Here is a 25,157-nt window from a genome sequence, read left to right as displayed (position 1 = left end):
CAATCTATTTTGTTAATTCGATAATTTCTTGGGCGACGCGTGTATCTGCATCAAGTTTAGCGGCTTTTCTTGCATTTATCGCAAGCGCTAGTAACTGCGAGCGACCAAGCTGTTTTACCTGCTGCGCCAATTTTTCTACCGTTAAATCCGGCTGTTCAATCATATAGGCGGCACCACAATGAACTAAGTGATCGCCATTAAGCGCTTGCTGCCGATCTTTGTGCATAAAAGGAATAAATATTGCGCCCACACCGACCGCCGCCAGTTCAGAGACCGTCAATGCACCAGAGCGACAAATCACTAGGTCAGCCCAACGATAGGCCTGTGCGACATCATCGATAAACTCGGTAACGTCTGCGTTGTCAACTGCATTGGCGCGATACAGTTCGGCCACTTCTTCGCGACTCCCTTTACCCGCTTGGTGGCGGATTGTATAGCCTAAGCCAAGCTCTGCCATGACTGAAGGTAACGTCTGGTTTAAAATACGTGCGCCTTGACTGCCCCCCATGACAAGAATACGAATATCACCCTCGCGACCTTCAAGTCGCTGTTGCGGTTCTTCAATATCAATTAAATCTTGTCTTACTGGATTGCCGACGACTTCAGCATTAGGAAAAGCGCCAGGGAAAGCCTGAAACACTTTCTTGGCAATTTTTGATAACCATTGATTGGTTAATCCCGCCACACCATTTTGTTCATGTAATACTACTGGAATACCCATGGTCCAAGCCGCAATGCCACCAGGCCCACTCACATAACCACCCATGCCAAGAACCGCATCAGGTTGCCATTTTTTAAGGTGCTTTCTTGCCTGTAATATGGCACTAAATATCTGAAATGGCGCTTTAATAAGTTTGGCTATGCCCTGCCCTCGAAGACCTTTCACTTTAATGAAGTCGATCTCAATACCATGCTTTGGCACCAAGTCGGCTTCCATGCGATCAGCCGTGCCTAACCAGCGAATTTCCCAACCTTGTTCTTGCAGTCGGTGTGCAACCGCAAGACCCGGAAACACGTGACCGCCAGTACCACCAGCCATCACCATTAAACGTTTATTCTTTTTCATCTTTGGCTTTTTTCTTGTCTTTCTCAGGAGGCGCTTCCTGAGGTCTAGGTTCATCGATGTCTGGTAACAGACGGCATTCATGGTCGATACGTAGCAGTATCGACACCGCAACGGACATAATTATAAGACTGGAACCACCATAACTGATTAAGGGCAATGTCAAACCTTTGGTAGGAACCATACCAGCAGCAGCGCCAACGTTGACTAACGTTTGAAAAGCAAACCAAATACCAATCGCAAAAGAGAGATAGCCGCCAAATAGTTGCTTTTTCTCAAAGGCACGCTTGCCGATGTAAAGTGCTTTGATGACTAGCGCAAACACCAACAACAACACTAACAGCACGCCAATAAAGCCTAATTCTTCAGCGAGAACCGCAAAGACGAAGTCAGTATGAGCTTCAGGCAGATACTCCAGTTTTTGCACCGAGTTTCCTAGCCCTTGTCCCATTAAATTCCCACGGCCAAATGCCATTAGTGATTGTGTTAACTGGTAGCCACTCCCAAAAGGGTCTTCCCATGGGTCAAGGAACGAGGTTACACGACGCACACGATAAGGTTCCACCAAGATCAGAGCGATAACCGCACCGACGCCAGCCACCAATAACGCGATAAATTGAGACAGCTTTGCGCCCGCAATAAATAGCATCCCAAACAGCGTCACCAACATCACAACCACTGTTCCTAAGTCAGGCTGACCCAGTAACAAAATAGCAAAGGTCGTAAACACCATGATCGGTTTGATAAAACCGCCAAAGAAGGATTGCCTCACCTCATCTTGCTTACGAACCAGATAGCTCGACATGAAAATAAACAGTGACAATTTAGCGACCTCAGCGGGCTGCAAGTTAAAGAGCCCTAGCGGGATCCAACGCGACGCACCATTGACAGATTTCCCCACGGCCAATACGACAACCAAAAGGAATATCGACAACGCAAGTAAGTACGTACTGTAGCGAAACCATTTTTCTGTAGGAACTTGTAGAACAATGGATGATGTCCCAAGCGCTAGAACCAAGAAAATCGCATGTCGAAACATGAAATGGAATGGTTGGTCAGTAAGTCTTGAGCTAATAGGAAAAGAAGCCGACGTTACCATGACCAAACCGGTAATCATCAATGCAAACGCTAACCACACTAACTGTCTATCATACAGAGCATCAGGAGCTGGTTGCGAGAACCAACCTGTTAGCCTTTGTCGAAATTGATGGAGCATAGTCGTGAGTCCGTTTAGCTAACTTGTTTTGAAAATTGCTGAGCCAACTGAGTAAAGTCATCTCCACGAGCCATAAAATTAGCAAACTGATCAAAGCTTGCGCACGCAGGCGATAGCATTACCATATCCCCCGTTTGCAGTTTGGGAGTCATGTCGGTTAGAACTTGATTGAGCGTGTCATATCGAACTGCCGACGGGTGCAAAGCCATGAACTCATCCCCATCACGCCCAAAACAGCATAACGTCACATTCAACTCGGACAGTGGTTTGGCTAACTCTGAGAAATCAGCGCCTTTACCAACACCTCCTACCAAGAGATACAGTTTGCCCGCCAAGCTTAGCCCAGATAACGCCGCGAGCGTGCTTGCCACATTAGTCGCCTTGGAGTCATTCACCCATTTGACGCCCTTTTCATCCGCAACCACTTGGCAACGATGACTCAAGCCAGTGTACGCGGTCAAACAAGCCAAACCTTGTCGATAGTCGATACCGCTCAGCTTGAGCAGTGCACAGGCTACCAGCGCATTAGACCAGTTGTGCTTGCCAACCAAACGAAGCTGGTCGGTGGAAATAATGGCTTCACCGTTGTCAACGAGCCAGACTCGTCCATCAATTTCACGCATACCAAAGTCTTGATCATTAAAACCAAACGTAGCGACAGGAAGTTCATCATCCTCTGGGTAGGTCTCTGACTCATCTCGATTTACCAAAGCATGTTCCGCATTGAAGAAAATACGGCGTTTCGCTTGAGCATAATCTTCCATCCCTTGGTAACGATCCATGTGGTCTTCAGACAGGTTCAAAAATGTCGATACCTTGGTTTTTAGAGAAGAGGTGGTTTCGAGTTGGAAACTAGATAATTCTAGGACATATAAATCGGCATTCAGTTCCAGTAGATCTAAAGCCGGAACGCCGATATTACCGCCAACACCCACGTTGATACCCGCAGCTTTAGCCATTGCTCCGGTTAGGTCGGTCACGGTACTTTTGCCGTTAGAACCCGTAATCGCAATCACTGGTTTATTATTGGCCCAAGCAAACAGTTCGATATCGCCTACCACTCGAACGCCTTTGTTTAGCGCTTGTTGTATTTCTGGCGTTGCCAGGGCAATACCTGGGTTGCAAACAATAAGATCTGCTTGATTCAACCACTCTGGATTAAAACTTCCCGTATGCAGTTCAACCCCGCTCGGTAACTGTTCCGCACCAGGAGGGTTCTCCCGACTGTCCATCACACGCAAGGTCACACCCGGGTGTTTTTTTCTAACATGATTAACGACAGAGAGCCCGGTAATACCGAGCCCAACTACAACCACTTGCTTTATGTCTTGCCAAGAATCCATGAACTGAGTGTCCTACTGCGTTTCTAACGTACTTTAAGAGTGGCTAATCCAATAAGAACTAGTACGATTGAAATAATCCAAAAACGAACAATAACACGTGGTTCCGGCCATCCTTTTAGCTCGTAGTGGTGGTGAATAGGCGCCATACGGAAAATACGCTGGCCACGCAGTTTGTATGAACCTACCTGAAGAATAACCGACAGCGTTTCCATTACGAATACACCGCCCATAATAACAAGCACAAACTCTTGACGAACCAACACCGCAATCACACCAAGTGCACCACCAAGTGCCAGTGAGCCAACATCACCCATAAACACTTGTGCTGGATACGTGTTAAACCAAAGGAAACCAAGGCCAGCACCAACCATTGCGGTACATACAACGACCAACTCTGAGGTATAGGGGATATAAGGAATATGTAGGTAGTTAGCGAAGTTAACGTTGCCCGTAGCCCAAGCAATAACCGCAAAACCCGCCGCTACAAGTACTGTCGGCATAATAGCCAAGCCATCCAAACCATCCGTCAGGTTTACAGCGTTACTTGTGCCTACAATAACAAAATAGGTGAAGACGATATAAAACAGCCCCATCTGCGGCATTACGTCTTTGAAGAAAGGCACAACCAGCTGAGTTGCCGCCGTATCTTGTCCATGAGCATATAAAGCGAAAGCCACGAACAGAGCGATAACTGACTGCCAAAAATACTTCCAACGAGCAATCAAACCATCAGTGTTCTTACGGACAACTTTGCGATAATCGTCGACAAAACCCACTGCGCCGTAGCCAAGTAAAACAACCAATACAGCCCAAACATAAGGATTGCTTAGGTCAGACCACAACAACACTGTTAATGTAATCGCAAACAAGATCATCACGCCGCCCATGGTTGGCGTTCCGCGCTTACTAAAGTGCGATTCAGGACCTTCGTTACGAACAACTTGACCGATTTGCAACATTTGCAGGCGAGCAATCATTTTAGGTCCCATCCATAAGGACAACCCTAAAGCGGTTAACACACTGACTATGGCTCTGAATGACAGGTATTCAAACAGTCGAAAAAAAGAAAAGTATGGCTGTAGTAATTCCGCAAGCCAAATAATCATGTGTAAGTCTCCTTCAGTGCATTAGCAATGGTGTACATGCCTGCACTTAGTGCCCCTTTCACCAATAAGGTATGAGAGGTCTGGTTTAGCTGTGTTAAATTGCGCTCGATATATTCAAGCATGCTGTCGTGACTCTGAAAATGCATACCACCACATAGGTCACTGATAATCTTCGCATCTTCACCATAGGTCAAAACATGTTCAAATGCGAAAGGAGCAGCATGTTGTCCGACTTCTTTGTGAAGTGCAAGACTTTCATGCCCCAATTCTGCCATATTACCCAGAATCAACCAGCGCTGCCCTTGCTTAAACTGTGCAAGCAAGTCAACCGCCGCTTTCATCGCAGGCACACTGGCGTTATAGCTGTCATCAATTAAGGTAATGTGCTCAGTAAGTTTTTCGACATCAACACGACGTTTAACCTTACTTAGCGATTGCAAACCTATTTTGATTTGCTCTAAGGTCGCACCACATTGAATCGCCAAAGCACTCGCAGCAACGGCATTCGCCACATTATGCTCACCTAGCAATGACAACTGCAGTTCGACATTGCCGATTGGTGTGTGCAGTGTAAATAACGGATAGCCCTCTGATGACATCGCTATGTCAGAGCCATAAAAATCGGCGTTAGTGTTTTGTTTAGAGAACGTTATAAGGTTTTTATCTTGTAAAACTTCTGACCAAATCGACTCACCTTGGCTATCGAGATTGATCAGCGCTGTCCCGTTGGCTGTGAGACCCTGGTAAATTTCACCTTTCGCAGTTTTCACGCCATCAAGAGAACCAAAGCCCTCTAGGTGCGCTTCTGCCACATTATTAACCATGGCAATATCAGGTTTCACCAGCGCCGTGGTGTAAGCAATCTCGCCAATATGATTCGCACCGAGTTCAATAACAGAAAAGTCATCTTGTGGTGTGCTGCGAAGTAATGTCAGTGGAACACCAATATCATTATTGAAGTTGCCAGCTGTGTATAGCACTTGTCCAAGGCCAGATAAGATACTCGCCACCATCTCTTTTACTGTGGTTTTGCCACAGCTACCAGTAATGGCAAGAGTTTTTGTCCCACAACGACGATGCACTTCAGCCCCTAATAAGCCAAGTGCAACTTTACTATCTGCTACGATAACCTGCGGAATATCAATATCCAGTTGACGTTCAACAATGAGTGCGGCGGCACCTTTATCAGCAGCTTGCTGGCAAAAATCGTGAGCATCAAAGCGCTCACCGACTAACGCAATAAACAGTGCTCCAGACTGAATCGCACGAGTATCTGTCGTGACTTCTTGGATTTGAATCTCACCGCCACTCTGCGAACCTTCAACAATATTGGCAATGTCAGATAGTGTTAATGCAATCATAATGTAAGTCCCAATAATGTTGCGGCCGATTCTCTGTCCGAGTAATGCACCGTTTCGGTGCCAATAACCTGATAGTCTTCGTGACCTTTACCAGCGAGTAAAATAATGTCCGATGCCCCAGCTTGGTTCATCGCCACCTGCGCCGCATCAAACCGTTTGTGTTCAACAATAGCAGCTTGCGGTTGGCTCATACCGGCCAACATATCTTCGACAATCGCTGCAGGATTCTCACTTCGAGGATTATCGTCACTAAGAATAACGTGGTCAGCTAAACGCTCAGCGATCGCCGCCATCATTGGCCGTTTCCCTTTATCTCGGTCACCACCGCAGCCGACAATGACCCACAATTTGCCTTCACAATGCACCCGCAATGCCAGCAGCGCTTTTTCAAGAGCGTCAGGCGTATGAGCGTAATCGACCACTATTTTAGGTTGGTTTGCAGATTGAAATAGCTCCATTCTTCCCAAGACTGGCTGCAGCTTCGGCGCAGTTTTTTGTAGCTGTTCAATATCAAAACCCAGCGATAATAACGCCGTAAACGCCAACATCAGGTTGCTGGCATTAAATTGACCAATCAGTGGTGCATTCAGTACGCCCTGACCAAAGTAGCCATCGAACTCTACCGATATGCCGCTATCACTGTATTCAACGCTCGTAGCCCAAAGCCCTTTCTCACCGAGTTGATGACCTTCCACAGACACCGCAATCGCATCAGTTCGCTCCGTCAACCAACGGCGACCAACCACATCATCAATATTCAGAACCGCATGTTCGCAATGATGGCCCATAAATAGCAGTTTCTTAGCGGCCTCGTATCCTTCCATGGTGCCGTGATAATCGAGATGGTCGCGGCTCAAGTTGGTAAAAATCCCCAGTTTAAATGGAACAGCAGCAACACGCCCTTGAACTAAGCCATGAGAGGACACTTCCATCGCTGTATAATTCGCACCTTGCTGATCTAACTTTGCTAAGATTCGTTGTACATCAATGGCACTACCTGTAGTGTTCTTTGCCTCTTCAAGCTGATCTAAGAAGCCATTGCCTGTGGTGCCCATGATCGCAGCTTTATTACCGAGTAAACCAATCCATTGAGCAATCAACTGAGTGATAGTCGTCTTGCCATTCGTCCCTGTTACCCCAATTACTTGTTGCTTATATTGATATAAGCGTGCCGCGATAACAGAGAGCAATGTGTCGAGCTGGTAAAGGTGAATGATTGGTACATCATCCAGATAGGTAACTTGACCATGCTTGTATTGGCTGTCTGCTTGCGCCAACACAGAAGTGGCACCGGCTTGTACCGCTCTTTCAATAAACAGACGACCATCAACAGTATGGCCAACAATAGCGACAAATGTGTCGCCTGCTTGAATGGCGCGGCTATCAAGCTCCAAATTAGAGACAAGAATGTCATCAAGAGACGAATGGGTTAATGAGCTTTCTGGTTCACTAATCCATGGTTTTAGCAGTTTTGCCAATGTCAAAGAGGTCAACATTGTTTTCACCTATTTTTGAAACTGATTTTCATCAGGCGCTACGTTTAGAATCTGTAGCGATCCTTTCATAATTTCTGAGAAGACAGGCCCGGCGACAGCACCACCGTAGTACTGATCACCTTGCGGCTCATTGATCACCACAACCAGTGCAATTCGAGGATCACTGACTGGCGCAACACCCGATGTAATCGCCACGTATTCATCGCTATAGCCGCCAGCCGCGGCCTTTCTCGAGGTACCGGTTTTGGCTGCCACACGATATCCAGGTACGGCCGCCCTCGTTGCCGTGCCACCTGGTTGAGTCACCGCTTCTAGCATGTGCAGCACTTCAACCGCATAGTGATGGTCAATGACCTGCTTCGATAAGTCTTGTTGGTTATTCTCAATAATGTGCACTGGCTGATACAAACCGCCATTACCCAACGTCGCATAGGCGTGCGCTAGTTGCAGTGGGGTAATCGAAATACCATAACCAAAAGCCAATGTTGCGACTTCAAATTGAGACCAGCGGCGACGGTTTGGGAAAATACCCGTGGTTTCACCAACTAAGTTCAGACCAGAAAGCTGACCAAAACCGATGGAGCTATACATCCCCAGTAACTCTTGCAGCGGCATCTCCAACGCCAGCTTAGCGACACCAATGTTACTGGATTTTTGTAGAATCTTTGCCAAGTTGGCCTTACCAACTTTTGACGTATCTCGAACACGGCTGCCACCGATCTGCATGATGCCATTACCAGTATCAATCACGGTATTTTCATCGGCTACACCAGCTTCTAACGCGGCTAAAACAACAAACGGCTTCACCGTTGAGCCTGGCTCCATCGCATCAGTGATCACTCGGTTGCGCATGGTAAAGGATTGACGAGAAGAGCGATTGTTGGGGTTGTAGGAAGGAGCATTGACCATGGCGAGCACGCCACCAGTCTTCACATCGATAATCACGGCACTGCCTGAGGTCGCGCGGTAATCCGCTACGGCTTGTTTGACTGCGCGATAAGCGATCGCTTGTAAACGTTGGTCGATAGTCAGCTCTAACGATTTACCTTCTTCACGCTCTTCCAAAGAGATGTTTTCTACGACTCGACCGTAGCGATCTTTACGAATAATTCGTTTCCCTGCCTCGCCCGTTAGCCATTTGTCGTAGCTTCGTTCCACCCCTTCAAGACCATGACCATCGATCCCAGTGACCCCAACTAAGTGTGCACTAACTTCACCAGCCGGATAATAACGGCGAGATTCCGCTTTGAGCCCAACACCTGAGAGTTTGAGTTCTTTAATATACTTTGCCATCGCAGGGCTAACTTGACGCTGCAGATAGATAAAACGACGAGTTTTATTTTTCTCAATCTTATTAATAAGCGCTTGGCGGTCCAAACCGAGAACATCTGCAAGGGCATGCCAACGATCAAGCTTTTCCAACCCATTGTCTTTAAATATGGTTGCTGGATCGGCCCAGACGGCTTGAACGGGAACACTGACAGCCAATGGCTCACCATTACGGTCCGAAATAATGCCTCGAGCAGAAGGGAGAGCTTTAACGCGAACCGAACGCAAATCGCCTTGTTTAATTAGGTTATCCGGTTCGATCACTTGGATGTAGCCAATTCTAGCCACCAAGGCGACGAAGATTAACAACACACAACCTAAAATGAGACGAAAACGCCAAGCAATAAGCGATGGTGTTTCTGCCGTTGGTGTACTTGTCTTCTTATTGGAGGGTTTTACGACTTTTTTGCCTTTCATTTCAGGGAAACCACTACTTCCTTGTCAGCATCAGGACGCTTCATATCAAGCTCTCGTTTTGCCATCGCTTGTACCCGACTGTGCTCTGACAACGCATTTTCTTCAAGGAGCAAGTTGCGCCACTCATTATCGAGCCTTTCTCGCTCTTGAAGTGCTACATCTTTTTGGTTGATTGCCTGACGAGTATGATGGGTAGCAAAAACAACCCCCATCGCAGTGGCGAATATGAGTAGCAATACCAATAGCGGCACTCGACCCACAGTGATGATATCCATCCCGATGAGCTTAGCTAGGTTGTGTTTAGACTCGTTAGACATCCATTTGTCCGCTACAGTTTTTCAGCAACTCGAAGCACAGAGCTGCGTGAGCGCGTGTTCATTTCAACTTCTTGATCTGAAGGTTTCAACGCTTTACCAATCGTTTTTAAATTTGCACTACCTAAGGCGCGAATTTGATCTTCCGTCATCGGAATACCGTGAGGCACTTGAGGACCTTTGCTTTCTTTGCGCATAAAACGCTTGACCATGCGATCTTCCAATGAGTGGAAACTGATCACAGATAAACGACCTTGTGGCGCTAGAATCTTTGCCGCCCCTTTTAAAGCCGTATCGATCTCTTCAAGCTCACTGTTGATATAAATACGAAATGCTTGGAACGAGCGCGTCGCTGGATGCTTTTTCTCTTTGAAGCTTTTTGGCGCTGCATCAGAAATTAGCTTCGCTAATTGGCCGGTGCGAGTAAGTGGCTCTTTTTCTTCATCTTCACGATGAGCAACGATCGCCTTCGCAATGCGGCGCGCGTGTTTGTCTTCACCAAACTCGCGAATCACCCAAGTGATGTCATCAAGATCAGCGTGAGCTAACCACTCAGAAACCGGCATACCTGATGTCGGATCCATACGCATGTCCAGCGGGCCATCTTTCATAAAGCTAAAGCCACGCTCTGCATCATCTAACTGAGGAGAAGAAACGCCTAAGTCTAGCAACACACCATCGACTTTACCCACTAGGTCATAGCGTTCAGCATATTCAGCCATACCCGAAAATGGGCCGTGAATAATAGTGAATCTTGGGTCATCAATTTTTGCTGCTTCTTCAATTGCTTGAGGATCTCGGTCAATGCTGTAAAGGCGACCGTTTTCACCCAGTTGTGAAAGAATTTGACGGCTGTGACCACCACGTCCAAATGTACCATCGATATAGATACCGTCAGGTTTAATGGCTAAGCCATCGATAGATTCATGAAGTAGTACCGAAATATGTTGGAATGGTTCGCTCATTGGTGATCTCGAGAGTTGCTTAAGGCAAAGTAGACAAGTGTACTGATTTCCTTCAGTAACGTCATCTGGTTAAGTTCAGCCTAACGTAAAGATAGGTGATAAAAAAGCAAAAAACCCATCACAAAATCAATTTGTAATGGGTTTTTTTATAATAGGTGAAGTTGACCTATAAGCCGGGTTCTGTATCCGCCGAAGCGGTGATAGCCATTCGTCTAGGCCAGCAATCGCTCACTGGCTCGAGCAACCTACCCGCCTCCTTACGCGAGCAACGCAATGTGGAGGCCTATTTGGTCTTGCTCCGGGTGGAGTTTACCCTGCAACGAACTATTGCTAGTCGTCCGGTGCGCTCTTACCGCACCCTTTCACCCTTACCTGTGCTCCTTCCGAAGAAATGGAGCCATCGGCGGTCTTCTCTCTGCTGCACTTGTCGTAGGCTTTCGCCCCCCAGGCGTTACCTGGCACCCTGCTCTGTGGAGCCCGGACTTTCCTCCCCTCCGTCAGTCTCCCCCAAGACAAGCTCAAGGGGACGTCAACGAAGCAGCGACTATCTGGTCAACTTCAGGGCGCGGATTGTAACGAAGCGCGAGCAATTACTCAAGGTTTTCTAAACCCCATTTGTACAATGCGTTCTTTTTCAGGTTATAAATTTCCGCAGTTGCAGCCGCGGCTTTCTTCAATGGTAACGCTTTAACTAGAATAGTTAGGGCACGAGTCGCCTCATCAGGAAGCGTGTCTGTCGCCGGTTCGCGATAGCCATGAATCAATAACACCATCTCCCCACGCTTGCGGTTTTCATCTTCTTCAATCCATTCCACCAAGTCACCGAGTGGCAACCCCTGTATGGTTTCGTAAGTCTTTGTCAATTCGCGTGCTAATACCACTTCGCGCTCAGAACCGAGAACCTCAAGCATGTCCGCCAGAGACTCGGTAATTCGATGTGGAGATTCATAAAAAATACAGGTGCGTTCAGCCTTAGCAATTTCCATAAACTTATCTTTACGGCCTTTGCTTTTCGCAGGCAGGAAGCCTTCAAAACTAAATCGGTCAGACGGCAACCCAGAAGCACTTAAAGCCGTTATCACAGCACACGCACCAGGTAATGGCACAACTTTAACGCCCGCTTGACGACATTGAGAGACTAAATGGTACCCTGGATCGCTAATCAATGGCGTACCTGCATCGGAAACCAGTGCAATGGATTCGCCTGATAACAATTTATCGACCAAAACTTGTGCTTTTTGCTGCTCATTGTGATCATGGAGCGCAAATGTCCTAGTTTGAATATTGAAGTGCGATAAAAGTTTACCCGTATGACGAGTATCTTCAGCAGCAATAATATCGACGCTGTTTAAGACATCGAGCGCTCTTTGTGTGATATCACCGAGGTTTCCAATGGGAGTCGGTACAATAAAGAGCGTTGGTTGCTCAATATAAGTGGTTTTGTTGCTTGTCATTTGTTTACCAGCACTTCAACGATTAATATAATGATTTTACACGAATAGTGATTAAAGAGCTCATGGCAATGATGAACCCAAAGAGAAATAGTGTAACACGCCTACTGACTCCAATTGCATTGGCTTTGTCCATTGCCGCTTGTTCTACTCAGCCAAGCGCCCCAACGAGTGTTGATATCACCCTTGCTCCAACCGCATCTTCAGAGACGTACTTAATGCGCGCTGATGCCGATCAAGGTGGTTTCGCTAATGAATGGCTAATTCTAGCGTTCAAAGCGTCGATTCAAGAAGGCAACTACGAGCAAGCTAAACGACTTTCTAATCGTCTAGCCAAACAAAATTTGACCGTCATTCAACAAGCGGAATGGCAATTAGCCCGTGCGGAGCTGAACTTAGCACAAGGTAATGCACAGGACGCATACTTACAGCTTAATTTCCCAGCCGAGTGGCCTCTTGCCCAGCAACAGTGGAAACATTACTACCAATTACGCTCGCAAAGCTTAGCTGAACTCGGTCGTGACTTCGAATCAAGCCGAGAGTTAATAGCGATGTCAGGCTTTGCTCCGCGCGAAGAGCAGCAGGGTATCAATGATGAGATTTGGAGTAACCTGAACCAGTATTCTGCCGATCAACTGTCGACTTTGGTTGCTGAGCCTAAAGAAGAAGTCCTTGATGGTTGGCTGCAACTTGCCACGTATATGAAAGCGCTCGGAGGAAACCTTCCTCAGCTGCAAAATACTCTCAAGAACTGGCTAGCCGAAAATCCCGACCATCCGGCTGCGGAATATACTCCACAAAGTATCTTAGATATCTTGAGTCTAGAGATCACTGCCCCACATAGCACCGCATTGTTACTCCCTTTAACAGGTAAATATGCGAAACAAGCACAGCTGGTTCATGATGGTTTCATGATGGCGATGTTAGACGATGCGCAGCGTGACCCAAGTGCTATTTTTACTGTTATTGACACAAATGAAACGACTCCGGCTGATATTAAAGCACAACTTATAGCCAATGAAGTCGACTTTATTGTTGGACCGCTTATCAAAGAAAATGTAGAAAAATTGCAGCAAGCTCAGGAAGAGTCACAAACGCCAATTCCGGCGCTCGCTCTGAATATTCCTACTCAGTTAGAGCCTTCGCAAATGATGTGTTATCTAACTCTGTCTCCTGAGCAAGAAGTCGCACAAGCCGCTGCCCATCTTTCTCAAGGTAACTATGAGTACCCACTGGTTTTAGCACCAAGGGGAAGTCTCGGTGACCGTGTAGTAAAAGCATTCGAGCAGGAATGGGCAAAAGTCAGTGCCAACAAAGTCGCCGTTGCACAATATGGCAATCGAGCTCAGCTGCAAAAGACCATAAATAATGTCTTTGGCCTTCAAGACAGCCAGCAACGTATTGCTCAAATGGAAGCCCTAACAGGGATGAAATTAGAGAATCAACCTCGCAGTCGACGCGATATTGATTCCGTGTATATCGTGGCAAACAGTGCCGACCTCACACTAATCAAACCATTTATTGAAGTTGCCATTAACCCAGATGCAAAACAGCCTCAATTATTTGCTGATTCACACAGCCACACGAGTAAGCGTCAATACGAAGATCTGACTGGCGTAGTCTATAGCGATATTCCTCTACTGATTGACCAAGATCCTCAACTTGATGCTCAAATGACCAAGTTTTGGCCTAAGAGCTCAAATGCGGAAAAACGCCTTCAAGCTCTAGGGATGGATGCGTATTCGCTAACCAAAGAACTGCCACAACTAAAAGCGGTAGAAGGTTATTCTGTTAAAGGGCAAACTGGTACCTTGAGTGTCGATTCTGATTGTGTAGTGCAACGTCAAATATCTTGGGGAGTGTATGGACAAAAGCCGAATCAAGTAACGCAAGCTGTAGATACGCAAACCTCTAGCACGGAAGATGGTACAGATGGCACTGCTGCCTTGGAACAACCGGTCAGTCAATAAGAGAGCGGTTGGCAAAAACTACGAAACTCTCGCTAAGGACTATTTGGGCCGACAAGGCCTAGTAGCCTTAGCGGAGAATTATACCGCCAAATGTGGCGAACTGGACCTTGTCATGCAAGACGGTTCCACTCTTGTCTTCGTCGAGGTAAAGTATCGGCAAAGCACTCAGTATGGCTTAGCTCAAGAGATGGTCACGCCCTCTAAAGCTCGAAAGCTACAAAAAGCAGCCACACTCTGGTTGCTGCAAAACGGCTTATCGCCCTACGATACTGATTTTCGATTCGATGTGGTTGCCATTCATCAGCAAGGCAATGACATTAACTGGATAAAGAACGCGATCACTCAAGGATAACCATGCGCGATAGCATTAAAGAAAGTTTCACTGAAAGTATTCAAATTCAAATTGCAGCGGCAGAAGCACTTCCTGACGTTATTACTCATGCGGCACAAGCTATGGTAGCGACGCTACTTAATGGACACAGAATACTTTGCTGCGGTAATGGTGGTTCTGCTTCCAATGCTCAGCAATTTGTCTCTTGTTTACTCAACCGTTTCGAGACCGAGCGTCCTAGCCTACCTGCGATGACATTGACTGCCGATAGCACCACCATGACGGCAGTCGCGAACGACTACAACTTTGAGGATATCTTCGCAAAGCAAGTTCGAGCCTTTGGTCAGGCGGGTGACATTCTACTGGCGATCTCTACCAGCGGTAATAGCAAAAACGTTATCAAAGCGATGGAAGCTGCGGTGACACGAGATATGACCATTATTGCTTTCACCGGTAAAGACGGTGGCGAGATGGCTGGGCTGTTAGGTGAGAACGATGTTGAAATTCGGATCCCATCTCACAGAACGGCGCGCATACATGAGGTGCATATGGTAACCCTGCACTGCTTATGCGATCTTATTGATCAAGTTCTGTTCCCTTCGCACGAAGAGTAATGCCATGAAGACGTACAAAGTTCTGACGTTGCTGCTGGCGAGCACCATCTTGTCTGGGTGTGCTGGTTTGTTTGTTGCTGGTGCGGCCACCACTGTTAATTTGGTCACCGATACTCGAACCACCAAAGAAATATGGAACGATAACTCACTAGAGTCCGAAGTAGCCGGCATGAGTAATAAAGCACCCTATGTGGGTCAAGTTCGTGTCGTAGCGAGCTCTCAACGCGGCACAGTGGTTCTCATGGGGCAATCTAAAACCCAAGCACTAAGCAACCAACTCGAAGCACAAGTGGAAGGTTTAAATGGCGTAAAACGAGTTTACAATCAAATTCGAATTAAAGAGCCTATCAGTTTCACTAGTGTTAGTAACGATAGCTGGTTAACCACTAAGGTTAAGTCTGCGTTACTTACTGATGAGCGTCTAAACGGTGTCAAAGTAAAGGTTATCACTGAAGATAAAGAAGTGTTCTTGCTCGGTTATGTCTCTAAAGAACACGCGGACGTCGCCACTGAAATCGCTCGCAACGTCTCAGGAGTAAAACAGGTTATTCGTGCTTTCCAATTTAGTGAGCAGCAAGACAAACTCAATACCGACGCTCCGGTTGAGGAAACCAAACAACCCGAAGCTCCGGTTAAAAATGCTGAACCTGAAGAAGAAATGAGACCAATTATTGAAGAGCCAGCACCTTTTCATGAAATAGAAGGTTAATGCCCTCTGAAACGTAAAAAGCGAGCTTAACGCTCGCTTTTTTAATATCAGTGTTGCTTATAACCTTACGGCTTTAGTGCTCGCTCACCACGCGCAATACCCACAATACCACTTCGCGCCACTTCCACCACGTCGGTCACTTCAGATAAAGCGGAAACGAACGCATCCAACTTCTCAGAAGTACCAGCAAGCTGCACCGTATATTGAGACGCCGTCACATCGACAATCTGACCTCGGAAGATATCCGCAGTGCGTTTTACTTCAGCGCGCGCGAAACCACTGGCTTTTACTTTCACCATCATCAGCTCTCGCTCAATATGATCAAACTCAGTGACTTCTTGAACCTTCAAAACATCAATCAGTTTGTGAAGCTGTTTTTGAATTTGCTCAAGCTCCATCTCATCCGACTCAGTGGTGATATTGAGACGAGATAGAGTTTCATCATCCGTTGGCGACACGTTGAGTGACTCGATGTTATAACCACGCTGAGAGAACAACCCTACCACTCGAGAAAGTGCACCCGGCTGGTTTTCCATTAGTAGTGAAATGATATGTCTCATATTATGTTCTCTCCGTTTTGCTTAGCCACATTTTATCCATGCCTTCCCCTTTAATTTGCATTGGGTAAACATGTTCTGTTTCGTCAACATTGATGTCGACAAACACTAAGCGATCTTTCATTTCTAGCGCTTTCTTTAAACCAGATTCAAGCTCGCTTGGGTTGGAGATTCGAATCCCAACATGGCCATAAGCTTCGGCAATCGCAGCAAAATCTGGAACAGAGTCCATATATGAGTTGGAGTGACGACCCTGATAAATCATGTCTTGCCACTGTTTCACCATTCCTAAGAAACGGTTATTGAGGTTAATGATCTTAACGGGCACATCGTATTGCATCGCCGTTGACAGCTCTTGAATATTCATTTGAATACTGCCATCACCTGTGACACACACTACTTCCTCGTCTGGATGGGCAAATTTCACGCCCATGGCAGCAGGGAAGCCAAAGCCCATCGTCCCTAGACCACCAGAGTTTATCCAACGGCGAGGCTTGTTGAATGGGTAGTAAAGTGCAGCAAACATTTGGTGCTGGCCCACATCCGATGCAACATACGCATCACCACCCGTCAGTTTGTGCAGCACTTCGATAACTTGTTGTGGCTTGATGCGCTCTTCGGAGGTTTCATAACCTAAACAGTTACGCGCTCGCCACCCAGCGATGTCATCCCACCAAGCATTAAGTGCGGCTTCATCATTCGTTCCGCCTTGCTCCACTAACAATCTCAGCATGGTCTCAAGCACCACCTCCGCAGAGCCTACAATCGGCAGATCTGCACGAACGTTTTTAGAAATCGATGATGGGTCGATATCGATGTGAACAACTTTGGCATCAGGGCAATATTTGTCGAGGTTATTGGTAGTACGGTCATCAAAACGGACACCTACACCAAAAATAAGGTCAGCCTTGTGCATCGCTAAGTTTGCTTCGTAAGTACCATGCATACCAAGCATGCCAAGCGAGTTTTTATGAGTACCTGGGAATGCCCCTAGCCCCATTAGCGTGCTAACAACCGGTAGGTTAAGCGTTTCTGCAAGCTTAACAATATGCTGATCAGCTTCTGACATCACTGCACCGCCACCAACATACAGAACCGGTTTTTTCGCTTCTAGGATCGCTTTAAGTGCTTTTTTGATTTGTCCTTTATGGCCCGTCATTGTCGGGTTGTAAGAACGCATTTTGATCGTTTCCGGATACTCGTAAGGAAACTTAATTTGCGGATTCATCACATCTTTGGGAACATCAACAACCACTGGACCTGGACGACCCGTAGAGGCGATATAGAACGCTTTCTTTAATGTTTCAGGTACATCTTCAGCCCGTTGTACTAAGAAGCTGTGTTTCACCACCGGACGAGATACGCCCACCATGTCACACTCTTGAAAGGCGTCATTACCAATCAGGTTGTTTGGTACGTTACCAGAGATAACAACCATAGGGATTGAGTCCATGTATGCGGTTGCAATACCGGTTATGGTATTCGTCGCACCTGGGCCAGAACACACTAACACCACACCCGGTTTACCGGTTGCACGTGCGTAGCCATCTGCCATATGAGTCGCAGCTTGTTCGTGACGAACTAGGACATGTTGAATACTTTCACGCTTTTCATGCAGCGCATCGTAGATATCAAGAACGGAACCACCTGGGTAGCCAAAGATTTGTTGAACACCTTCGTCAATCAAAGATTGTACGATCATCTCTGCACCAGATAGCATTTCTGGGGTTGAATCTGCCATATTATCTCCTTACCAGTGATCTCAGCAATTTGGTTATTGCTGAGCTGGCATTACATAGTTAGGTCTTATTCGTAGCCTAAATCGAAATCACTCACTTTCGGCTATGTCACGCCTAGCTTGTCATAACAAGCTATTCGTTTACGCAACAACTGTAACTCTTTATTAGCACAAGATCTAACCCTATCAAGCTCCCAAAAAACACACTCGTCTTAAATTTCCTCATCCAACAAATATTTGTCACAGAGTAGAGAGCATAATCAAACGATTAACGCAACAAGGAAAGGAAATTTAGTGTAAAATTCTTTCGCGCAATAGCTAAAGACCCAATCAACGGCTTAGCTATGAATATCCACCAAGCCCAAAAAAGCCTCCAAATGGAGGCGCTTTTAGACACTTAAACTGCTTTAACGGCAACGTTGGCTTTTTCGGAACGCCAGCGCTTAAACATTGACGGTTTAGATTGCTGCTGTTCTCGTTTCCCTAACATCAATAAACACGGCGTTAAGACTAAGGTCAGTACCGTGGCAAACGCTAAACCACCAGCAATTGCTGTCGCCAATTGTGACCACCACTGGGTACTAGGAGCACCAAATTCTATTTTTTGGTTAATGATGTCGATATTCATCTCCAACACCATGGGCATTAGGCCCAATATCGTTGTTACCGTGGTCAAGAGTACCGGACGTAAACGTTGTACTCCGGTTCGCAATATCGCATCTCGTTTATCCAAACCACGTTTTAGCAACTGGTTGTATGTATCGATCAAGACGATGTTATTGTTTACCACTATCCCAGCCAGAGCAATCACCCCAATTCCTGACATCACAATGCCAAATGGTCGCTGGAAAATAAGCAACCCTGCAAATACCCCCACCGTTGAGAAGATGACCGCACTCAAAATAAGGAAAGCTTGATAAAAGCTATTAAATTGAGTGATCAGAATCAATGCCATCACCGCCAATGCAACCAAAAATGCACTTTGTAGGAATTCAGAAGAGTTCTTCTGTTCCTCATTTTGACCACGAATTCTATAGTCGATACCAGCAGGAAGATCGAGACGGCTCAACTGCTGCTGAAATTGAGGAAGCTCCACCGCAAGGTTATACCCTTCTGCCATATCGGCTTTAACACTAATTATTCGAATGCCATCTAAACGGTTGATCGTATCTTGTTTTGGCTGAGGTGTGATCTCTACAAAATTGGTCATCGGCACTAATCCTGCTGGTGTCTTGATACGAAGTTCATCAAATCGGCCAATATCACGCTTCTCACTTGGAAAGCGAACCAAAATATCTACCTCTTCTGTCGAGTCATCTGGTAAATAGTCGCCTATTTTTAATCCGTTAGTGACAAATTGCACCGTATTACCCACCAAAGTGGCATCGGCGGCAAACCGTGAAGCGTCATCTCGACTGATATCAATTTGCCAATCAATACCCGGTTTATTTGAGGTATCACTGATATTCGTCAGCTTCGAATTTCCATCAGCCCATCGACGTATCATTTTAGCGGCTTCATCAAGCTTTTCCGGGAAACGCGCTGATAGTTCAATCTCTAGATCATGCTCTACAGGAGGCCCTGCATCTGGGAATTTGTATTCAATCTCCACACCGGCAAATTGATTCGTTGTCTGTTTAAGCTCCTCAATGATGACATTTACTCGACGACGATCTTGCCAGTCAATAGGGGTAATTTGTATCGTGCCGATTTCATCTTTACCACCGGTTTTAGTGTAAACACTCTCGAATTCTTTGTGGTTCAACATGACCTGTTCAACCACTCGCATCACTTCATCTTTCTCATTGATCGACAAGTCGCCATGAGAACGCACTTTGACATTAAAATAAGGAGGATCCACTTCAGGGAAGAATTCTGCACCTAAGCCAGCTTTGTTGTAGGCAAAACCGACTCCCACCGCCATTACAATCGCAAGAAGCAGAATTTTCAATGGGTGACCAAGAGCAATATCCAAAGTATGGTAATAGAGCTTAGTGATGCCAGTTGCTTGGTCAAACTGACCATTTTGCAGTGCGACCATCTGCTGCTGTCGCCTCTCTGACACATATTGTGGTTTGCCTATCAAGCCTCCAATTACCGGGACAAACAGCAGCGCCATCACAAGTGACGCTGTCAAAGTGGCGATAAGGGTCAAAGGTAAGAACTTCATAAACTCACCCGTGGTATCTGGCCAGAAGAGCAGAGGGGCAAAAGCGGCTAACGTGGTTGCTGTTGAGGCAGTGATTGGCCAAGCCATGCGCCTTGCCGCATCACGATAAGCTTGTTTGCGTGGGGTACCTTCTTGCATTCGGCGATCCGCAAATTCAGTCACAACAATGGCACCGTCAACCAGCATCCCCACCGCCATTATCAACGAGAACAGCACGATGATATTCACGGTCAAACCAAACACCGACAGTACCAATAAACCGGTCAAAAATGAGCCTGGAATCGATACCCCAACTAGCAAGGCGGTACGAACGCCTAGTATGGCTATGATGACAATCACCACCAGAATGATCGCAGAAAGAATATTATTTTGAAGGTCATTGAGCATGATCTTCACATCTTTCGATTCGTCTTTGGTAAACTTAACTTGAAGATTGTTCGGCCACTCCGGCAACATCTGAGCTTGGCGCAATACTTCTTTAACAAGGTCCACGGTTTCAATGATGTTCTCACCGGCACGCTTTTTCACATCAAGCACCACGGCCGAACGACCATCTAAACGCGCAAAACTGTCAGGATCTCTGAATGCACGGCGCACTGTCGCTACATCGCCAAAAGTAATGACTTGTTTGCCATCAACTTTCACTGGTAACTCTAAGACATCTTTCAAGCTATCAAATACCGACGGGACCTTAACGGAGAAACGGCCATACCCGGTATCCACAAAACCCGCTGCCACCACCTTGTTATTGAGTGCTATCAAATTGTAGATATCACCCTGATCCAATCCATAACTCTCCATTAATAATGGATCGACAACAATTTCAACGATGTCTTCACGATCACCAGCAATGTCTACTTCAAGGATTTGACGATAGCTTTCCAGCTTATCGCGCAATTGACGAGCAAGTTGGACAATGGTGCGTTCAGGAACCGTCCCGTAAAGCACAACAGATAAGACGGGCTGCTGAGATGCTAATGTCACCTCATTCACCGTTGGCTCATCACTGCCATCAGGTAGTTTAGGTTTTGCTAAGTCGACGGCGTCTCTCACATCAGCCATGGCTTTTGCCAAATCAACCCCGACATTGAACTCCAACGTCACCGAACCATGACCTTCAGAAGCGGTAGCCGTCATCTCTTTTACTCCTTCTATGGAGCGCATCTCTTTTTCAAGAGGACGAACTAACAGTCTTTCACTGTCACTCGGTGATATACCTTGATGGGTAACAGAAACATAAATAATGGGAATGGTAATGTCTGGGCTCGATTCTTTCGGTATTGAGTTATACGTTGCAATACCAGCGATCAAAATCAAAACCAATAAACTCAACATTGTTCTGGAGCGAGACAGTGCCGCATCAATTAACGCAAACATAATGGCTCCTCATTGATCTTGCTGCTGAGCGATTTGATTGGCTTGTTCAACGCTGATAGCTTCCACGTTGTCGCCATCACGAACAAAACCTTGTCCCAGTACAATAATGTCCACTTGCTCACCTAATCCGGTCAACCAAACGCCGTCTTGCTCGGCTTTAACAAGTTTAATAGGTATGAAGGCGACGCGATTTTCCTGAAGCGTTTTCACGCCTAAATTGCCACTTTCATCTAGCGCCAGCATTGCGGGGGTAATCTTGATCGCCAACTGCTCATCTAACGCCAGTTCAACCTCAGCACTAACTCCAGCGGGAATTCGCTGGTTAGGATTCGGCACTTCAATTTCTATCGGAAAAGTATTCGTCGACTCTGAAGAGACTCTTGAGATGTAGCGCAATTTCCCTGTTACTTCATCACCGCTTATAAAGCGGATTTGTGATGGCTGGCTGGTCACCAATTGCTGAATGTGTCTTTCACTGACGTCCGCTTCGATGATCAAGGTATCAAGATCAATCAGCGTTGCTACTGGATCACCAACCGAGACAAAGTCACCCAACTCAATGTATAAATGGTCAACAATGCCGCTAAACGGCGCTTTGACTGATGTGTTGCGCAATGCCAATTTCGCAGCGCTCACCATCGCTTTTGCTTCGGTTAAGTTGGCGGCAGCGGTTGAGTAAGCTACTTCACCTTGAAGCCCTTTACTCTTGAGGGATTTGGATGCATTGAATTCCTGCTGTCTCACATTCAGCATTGCTTGAGCCCGCTCTAAGCGGATCTGTAAATCCCCAAGATCAATCTGAGCAATAGACTGACCCGCTTTAACAGAGTCGCCTTTTCGCACATTCAGCTTAATGATCTTACCGGCGATTTCAGCCCCGAGTTTCGCTGTGCGATCGGGTGCGGTTCGGCCATAAAGGTCGATTTTCTTCTCAACTTGTTGAGCATGGAACGTTTGAAACACCACGCGAGCTAAAGGCGCAGCAGTGTCGGACGGTGCAGAGGGCTGGGTTTCTTCAGCTTTTAACACGCCTAAGCCTAACCAAACACTAAGTATGACGATACAGAGCAAAGAAATAAGCCAAGGACGTTTCGAAAAAAAGCTGCCAGATTGACTGATTGGCATAATCATTTCCTTATAATTGTGTTTTTGACGCTAACGGTTAGATACGTTGCTCTCAGGCAACTAGGTCTAAAAATTTATTAACAATCAAGCATTAAACGACATCCTCTGTTTAATGCAATAACTAGACTACTTTACTCAGCCTAAAAAATAGACAACTAAACCTCTCTCCTAATCTACTTTGGGAAGGTCATTTTTGACTGTGTTCAAAACTGGATCTAAAAAAGGCGAACTCATGGCTCGCCTTTTTAAACACTATACGCTGAAGGATGCGCCACAACCACACGTAGTGGTTGCATTCGGGTTATTGACGAAGAAACGAGAACCTTCGAGTCCTTCAGTGTAATCAACCACACCGCCAACCAAATATTGCAGGCTCATTGGGTCAACCACTAAAGTCACACCGCATTTCTCAATAGTCGTGTCACCTTCGTTTACATTCTCATCAAAGGTGAAACCATATTGGAAACCACTACAACCGCCACCAGTGATATAAACACGAAGCTTGAGCTGTGGATTTTCTTCTTCTGCAATTAGGGTCTGTACACGCGTCGCCGCGGCATCTGAAAAATCTAAAGGAATAGCTACATCACTCACGGGAACCTCTCTTGCTACTCAATCGCAAATAACACCCTACCACAACCTAATGATGGGCAGATATCCCCTGCGATGAAAAACGACGGCCCAGTTGCTCACCAGACCTTGCATATAATTTTTAAAGTTATTGCACCAGATTATCTAATACCTGACTGCTTCGTTCAAGTATTACGCAAAAGCAAATTAGCTTTACAGCAGATTCAAACGCTAATTTACGAAAATGTGCTCAAAACACTACTAGAATCTGTGCGGAGATGTACAATGCTGCTCAACTTGGTCCGAACAAGCAAAGAGGAACTTTCCATGACCAAATCAGCTGAGCTGTATGAAAAAGCGCAACAGACCATCCCGGGCGGTGTTAATTCTCCGGTTCGTGCCTTCAACGGCGTAGGTGGTTCACCTATTTTTATCGAACGTGCCGATGGTCCATTGATTTTTGATGCTGATGGTAAAGCGTACATTGATTACGTAGGTTCATGGGGTCCTATGATTCTAGGCCACAACCACGCTGCAATTCGTGATGCAGTGATAGATGCAGCACAACGTGGATTAAGTTTCGGTGCACCAACTGAAATGGAAATCAACATGGCGGAATTAGTCCGCAAGTTGGTGCCATCCATGGAACAACTGCGCATGGTAAGTTCTGGTACAGAAGCAACCATGAGTGCGATTCGTCTAGCGCGTGGCTACACGGGTCGTGACAAGATTCTGAAATTCGAAGGTTGCTACCACGGTCATGCCGATAGTCTATTAGTGAAAGCGGGCTCAGGTGCTTTGACACTCGGTCAACCAAGCTCTCCTGGTGTACCTGCTGATTTTGCTAAGTACACGCTGACTGCACGTTTCAATGATTTAGACTCTGTTAAAGCATTATTTGAAGCCAACAAAGGCGAAATCGCGTGTATTATCGTTGAGCCAGTCGCCGGTAATATGAACTGTATTCCACCAGTTGAAGGCTTCCATGAAGGTCTACGTCAGATCTGTGATGACGAAGGTGCTCTACTTATTTTTGATGAAGTAATGACGGGGTTCCGTGTTGCTCAAGGCGGCGCACAGGCACATTACAACATCAAACCAGACCTAACTACACTGGGTAAAATCATCGGTGGCGGTATGCCTGTCGGTGCTTTTGGTGGTCGTAAAGAAGTCATGCAGTACATCGCACCAACAGGTCCTGTTTATCAAGCTGGTACGCTCTCGGGCAACCCTATTGCTATGGCGGCGGGATACGCTTGTTTGACGCTACTGTCAGAAGAAGGTAATGAGAAGCGTCTGACCAACAAAACTAAGCAGCTAGCTAGCGGCTTTAAGCAACTGGCTGACAAACACGGTATTCCTCTGGTTGTAAACCAAGTGGGTGGGATGTTTGGTTTCTTCTTTACCGAGCAAGACACCATTACTTGTTATGAAGATGTCGCTAAGTGCGATGTTGAGCGTTTCAAACGTTTCTTCCATTTAATGCTAGACCACGGTGTTTACCTAGCACCATCAGCATTTGAAGCGAGCTTCACCTCGTTAGCACACGGCTCTAAAGAAATTGAAGCGACGCTTGAAGCGGCGGATTGTTGTTTCGCAATTATTGCTAAAGAAGCATAATACCAACTCAGCGTTAACGCTTAAGGGCTGATTAATCAGCCCTTTTTTATGCCTGCCAGTGAAATATAGCAAGAATGATCAGTAACCCAATTGTCAAAGAAAACCAAGGAATAGTACGCTTTTTACGCTTATTTGATGGACACTTCTTGTCATCATTACAGCACCCCATATCCCCTCCTTATAACCCGTGAATGCAAAGCAATTAACGTTGATCGTTCAACATTTTGCGTCCATTATATGACCACTATAACTAAGTAAGAATGCCTCGTGTGTAGGCGTTTGTCAGAAAGTCATTGCCCCTTCCCTGAGAAGGCT

The 25,157-nt window shown here is 46.3% G+C and carries 20 protein-coding genes and 1 other RNA gene; 5 read left to right on the top strand and 16 right to left on the bottom strand.

What is annotated here, in order from left to right; translation table 11 throughout:
- Positions 1–4: 4 nt before the first annotated feature.
- From murG to rsmI, 11 genes are all read right to left on the bottom strand, one after another.
- Complete coding sequence (murG, locus tag VTH8203_RS02725; RefSeq protein ID WP_096992257.1) at positions 5–1,066, bottom strand: undecaprenyldiphospho-muramoylpentapeptide beta-N-acetylglucosaminyltransferase; 1,062 nt, start codon at positions 1,064–1,066, stop codon at positions 5–7.
- Positions 1,053–2,279 carry a cell division protein FtsW gene (gene ftsW, locus VTH8203_RS02720; RefSeq protein ID WP_096992256.1) on the bottom strand — a complete coding sequence of 409 codons (1,227 nt, stop codon included), beginning with the start codon at positions 2,277–2,279 and terminating at the stop codon, positions 1,053–1,055. Before ftsW ends, murG begins: the two co-directional genes overlap by 14 nt.
- A 14-nt stretch (positions 2,280–2,293) precedes the next feature.
- Positions 2,294–3,622, bottom strand: coding sequence for a UDP-N-acetylmuramoyl-L-alanine--D-glutamate ligase (gene murD / locus VTH8203_RS02715; protein WP_096992255.1), 1,329 nt, complete (start codon positions 3,620–3,622; stop codon positions 2,294–2,296).
- 23 nt (positions 3,623–3,645) lie between these two features.
- Positions 3,646–4,728 (bottom strand): phospho-N-acetylmuramoyl-pentapeptide-transferase, encoded by a 1,083-nt coding sequence (gene mraY / locus VTH8203_RS02710; RefSeq protein ID WP_006072711.1) that lies wholly within the window; start codon positions 4,726–4,728, stop codon positions 3,646–3,648.
- Positions 4,725–6,089, bottom strand: coding sequence for a UDP-N-acetylmuramoyl-tripeptide--D-alanyl-D-alanine ligase (locus VTH8203_RS02705; protein WP_096992254.1), 1,365 nt, complete (start codon positions 6,087–6,089; stop codon positions 4,725–4,727). Before VTH8203_RS02705 ends, mraY begins: the two co-directional genes overlap by 4 nt.
- Positions 6,086–7,585 carry a UDP-N-acetylmuramoyl-L-alanyl-D-glutamate--2,6-diaminopimelate ligase gene (gene murE, locus VTH8203_RS02700; protein WP_096992253.1) on the bottom strand — a complete coding sequence of 500 codons (1,500 nt, stop codon included), beginning with the start codon at positions 7,583–7,585 and terminating at the stop codon, positions 6,086–6,088. Before murE ends, VTH8203_RS02705 begins: the two co-directional genes overlap by 4 nt.
- A 9-nt stretch (positions 7,586–7,594) precedes the next feature.
- Positions 7,595–9,331: a penicillin-binding transpeptidase domain-containing protein gene (locus VTH8203_RS02695; RefSeq protein WP_096992252.1), complete on the bottom strand. Its 1,737-nt coding sequence runs from the start codon at positions 9,329–9,331 to the stop codon at positions 7,595–7,597.
- Positions 9,328–9,648: a cell division protein FtsL gene (gene ftsL, locus VTH8203_RS02690; protein WP_096992251.1), complete on the bottom strand. Its 321-nt coding sequence runs from the start codon at positions 9,646–9,648 to the stop codon at positions 9,328–9,330. Before ftsL ends, VTH8203_RS02695 begins: the two co-directional genes overlap by 4 nt.
- Positions 9,649–9,659: 11 nt before the next feature.
- On the bottom strand, positions 9,660–10,610 hold the full coding sequence (gene rsmH / locus VTH8203_RS02685) for a 16S rRNA (cytosine(1402)-N(4))-methyltransferase RsmH (protein ID WP_096992250.1): 951 nt from the start codon (positions 10,608–10,610) through the stop codon (positions 9,660–9,662).
- A 153-nt stretch (positions 10,611–10,763) separates the two neighbouring features.
- Positions 10,764–11,170, bottom strand: an RNA gene (gene rnpB, locus VTH8203_RS02680) — RNase P RNA component class A.
- Positions 11,171–11,200: 30 nt separating this feature from the next.
- Positions 11,201–12,064: a 16S rRNA (cytidine(1402)-2'-O)-methyltransferase gene (gene rsmI / locus VTH8203_RS02675; RefSeq protein ID WP_096992249.1), complete on the bottom strand. Its 864-nt coding sequence runs from the start codon at positions 12,062–12,064 to the stop codon at positions 11,201–11,203.
- Positions 12,065–12,132: 68 nt separating this feature from the next.
- Here rsmI and VTH8203_RS02670 point away from each other — a divergent pair, with 68 nt between their 5' ends.
- From VTH8203_RS02670 to VTH8203_RS02655, 4 genes are read left to right on the top strand one after another with little or no spacing between them, the layout of a single operon-like run.
- Positions 12,133–14,031, top strand: a complete 1,899-nt coding sequence (locus VTH8203_RS02670) for a penicillin-binding protein activator (RefSeq protein WP_096992320.1) — start codon at positions 12,133–12,135, stop codon at positions 14,029–14,031.
- Entirely contained in the window at positions 13,994–14,383 is a 390-nt protein-coding gene (locus VTH8203_RS02665) for a YraN family protein (protein WP_096992248.1), read from the top strand. The genes VTH8203_RS02670 and VTH8203_RS02665 overlap by 38 nt, the downstream gene beginning before the upstream one ends.
- 2 nt (positions 14,384–14,385) lie before the next feature.
- Positions 14,386–14,976 carry a phosphoheptose isomerase gene (locus VTH8203_RS02660; RefSeq protein WP_006072694.1) on the top strand — a complete coding sequence of 197 codons (591 nt, stop codon included), beginning with the start codon at positions 14,386–14,388 and terminating at the stop codon, positions 14,974–14,976.
- A gap of 4 nt (positions 14,977–14,980) precedes the next feature.
- Entirely contained in the window at positions 14,981–15,685 is a 705-nt protein-coding gene (locus tag VTH8203_RS02655; protein ID WP_096992247.1) for a BON domain-containing protein, read from the top strand.
- Positions 15,686–15,750: 65 nt separating this feature from the next.
- On the opposite strand, the gene ilvN is transcribed toward VTH8203_RS02655, so the two are convergent.
- From ilvN to erpA, 5 genes are all read right to left on the bottom strand, one after another.
- Entirely contained in the window at positions 15,751–16,245 is a 495-nt protein-coding gene (ilvN, locus tag VTH8203_RS02650) for an acetolactate synthase small subunit (RefSeq protein ID WP_096992246.1), read from the bottom strand.
- 1 nt (position 16,246) lies between these two features.
- Positions 16,247–17,983 (bottom strand): acetolactate synthase 3 large subunit, encoded by a 1,737-nt coding sequence (locus VTH8203_RS02645; RefSeq protein ID WP_096992245.1) that lies wholly within the window; start codon positions 17,981–17,983, stop codon positions 16,247–16,249.
- Between the two features lie 394 nt (positions 17,984–18,377).
- Positions 18,378–21,527 carry an efflux RND transporter permease subunit gene (locus VTH8203_RS02640; RefSeq protein ID WP_096992244.1) on the bottom strand — a complete coding sequence of 1,050 codons (3,150 nt, stop codon included), beginning with the start codon at positions 21,525–21,527 and terminating at the stop codon, positions 18,378–18,380.
- Between the two features lie 9 nt (positions 21,528–21,536).
- A complete protein-coding gene (locus VTH8203_RS02635) occupies positions 21,537–22,652 on the bottom strand; it encodes an efflux RND transporter periplasmic adaptor subunit (protein ID WP_096992243.1) in 1,116 nt (371 codons plus the stop codon).
- Between the two features lie 252 nt (positions 22,653–22,904).
- Complete coding sequence (gene erpA / locus VTH8203_RS02630) at positions 22,905–23,246, bottom strand: iron-sulfur cluster insertion protein ErpA (protein ID WP_006072684.1); 342 nt, start codon at positions 23,244–23,246, stop codon at positions 22,905–22,907.
- Between the two features lie 303 nt (positions 23,247–23,549).
- Here erpA and hemL point away from each other — a divergent pair, with 303 nt between their 5' ends.
- Positions 23,550–24,842, top strand: coding sequence for a glutamate-1-semialdehyde 2,1-aminomutase (gene hemL / locus VTH8203_RS02625; RefSeq protein WP_096992319.1), 1,293 nt, complete (start codon positions 23,550–23,552; stop codon positions 24,840–24,842).
- The last annotated feature ends 315 nt before the right edge of the window (positions 24,843–25,157 follow it).

The sequence above is a fragment of the Vibrio thalassae genome, from assembly GCF_900089835.1.
In the GTDB taxonomy this organism is placed as follows: domain Bacteria; phylum Pseudomonadota; class Gammaproteobacteria; order Enterobacterales; family Vibrionaceae; genus Vibrio; species Vibrio thalassae.
The sequence above is the reverse complement of the archived record's forward strand: the minus strand, read 5'-3'. Positions and strand labels throughout refer to the sequence as shown.

Bases quoted from the DNA above. Each gene is read 5' to 3' on its own strand.
- VTH8203_RS02655 (WP_096992247.1), top strand. From the start codon at position 14,981: ATGAAGACGTACAAAGTTCTGACGTTGCTGCTGGCGAGCACCATCTTG.
- VTH8203_RS02660 (WP_006072694.1), top strand. From the start codon at position 14,386: ATGCGCGATAGCATTAAAGAAAGTTTCACTGAAAGTATTCAAATTCAA.
- VTH8203_RS02705 (WP_096992254.1), bottom strand. From the start codon at position 6,089: ATGATTGCATTAACACTATCTGACATTGCCAATATTGTTGAAGGTTCG.
- hemL (WP_096992319.1), top strand. From the start codon at position 23,550: ATGACCAAATCAGCTGAGCTGTATGAAAAAGCGCAACAGACCATCCCG.
- VTH8203_RS02645 (WP_096992245.1), bottom strand. From the start codon at position 17,983: ATGGCAGATTCAACCCCAGAAATGCTATCTGGTGCAGAGATGATCGTA.
- murE (WP_096992253.1), bottom strand. From the start codon at position 7,585: ATGTTGACCTCTTTGACATTGGCAAAACTGCTAAAACCATGGATTAGT.
- ftsL (WP_096992251.1), bottom strand. From the start codon at position 9,648: ATGTCTAACGAGTCTAAACACAACCTAGCTAAGCTCATCGGGATGGAT.
- mraY (WP_006072711.1), bottom strand. From the start codon at position 4,728: ATGATTATTTGGCTTGCGGAATTACTACAGCCATACTTTTCTTTTTTT.
- VTH8203_RS02635 (WP_096992243.1), bottom strand. From the start codon at position 22,652: ATGCCAATCAGTCAATCTGGCAGCTTTTTTTCGAAACGTCCTTGGCTT.
- VTH8203_RS02665 (WP_096992248.1), top strand. From the start codon at position 13,994: ATGGCACTGCTGCCTTGGAACAACCGGTCAGTCAATAAGAGAGCGGTT.
- rsmH (WP_096992250.1), bottom strand. From the start codon at position 10,610: ATGAGCGAACCATTCCAACATATTTCGGTACTACTTCATGAATCTATC.
- VTH8203_RS02670 (WP_096992320.1), top strand. From the start codon at position 12,133: ATGATGAACCCAAAGAGAAATAGTGTAACACGCCTACTGACTCCAATT.
- ilvN (WP_096992246.1), bottom strand. From the start codon at position 16,245: ATGAGACATATCATTTCACTACTAATGGAAAACCAGCCGGGTGCACTT.
- murG (WP_096992257.1), bottom strand. From the start codon at position 1,066: ATGAAAAAGAATAAACGTTTAATGGTGATGGCTGGTGGTACTGGCGGT.
- ftsW (WP_096992256.1), bottom strand. From the start codon at position 2,279: ATGCTCCATCAATTTCGACAAAGGCTAACAGGTTGGTTCTCGCAACCA.
- rsmI (WP_096992249.1), bottom strand. From the start codon at position 12,064: ATGACAAGCAACAAAACCACTTATATTGAGCAACCAACGCTCTTTATT.
- murD (WP_096992255.1), bottom strand. From the start codon at position 3,622: ATGGATTCTTGGCAAGACATAAAGCAAGTGGTTGTAGTTGGGCTCGGT.
- VTH8203_RS02640 (WP_096992244.1), bottom strand. From the start codon at position 21,527: ATGTTTGCGTTAATTGATGCGGCACTGTCTCGCTCCAGAACAATGTTG.
- VTH8203_RS02695 (WP_096992252.1), bottom strand. From the start codon at position 9,331: ATGAAAGGCAAAAAAGTCGTAAAACCCTCCAATAAGAAGACAAGTACA.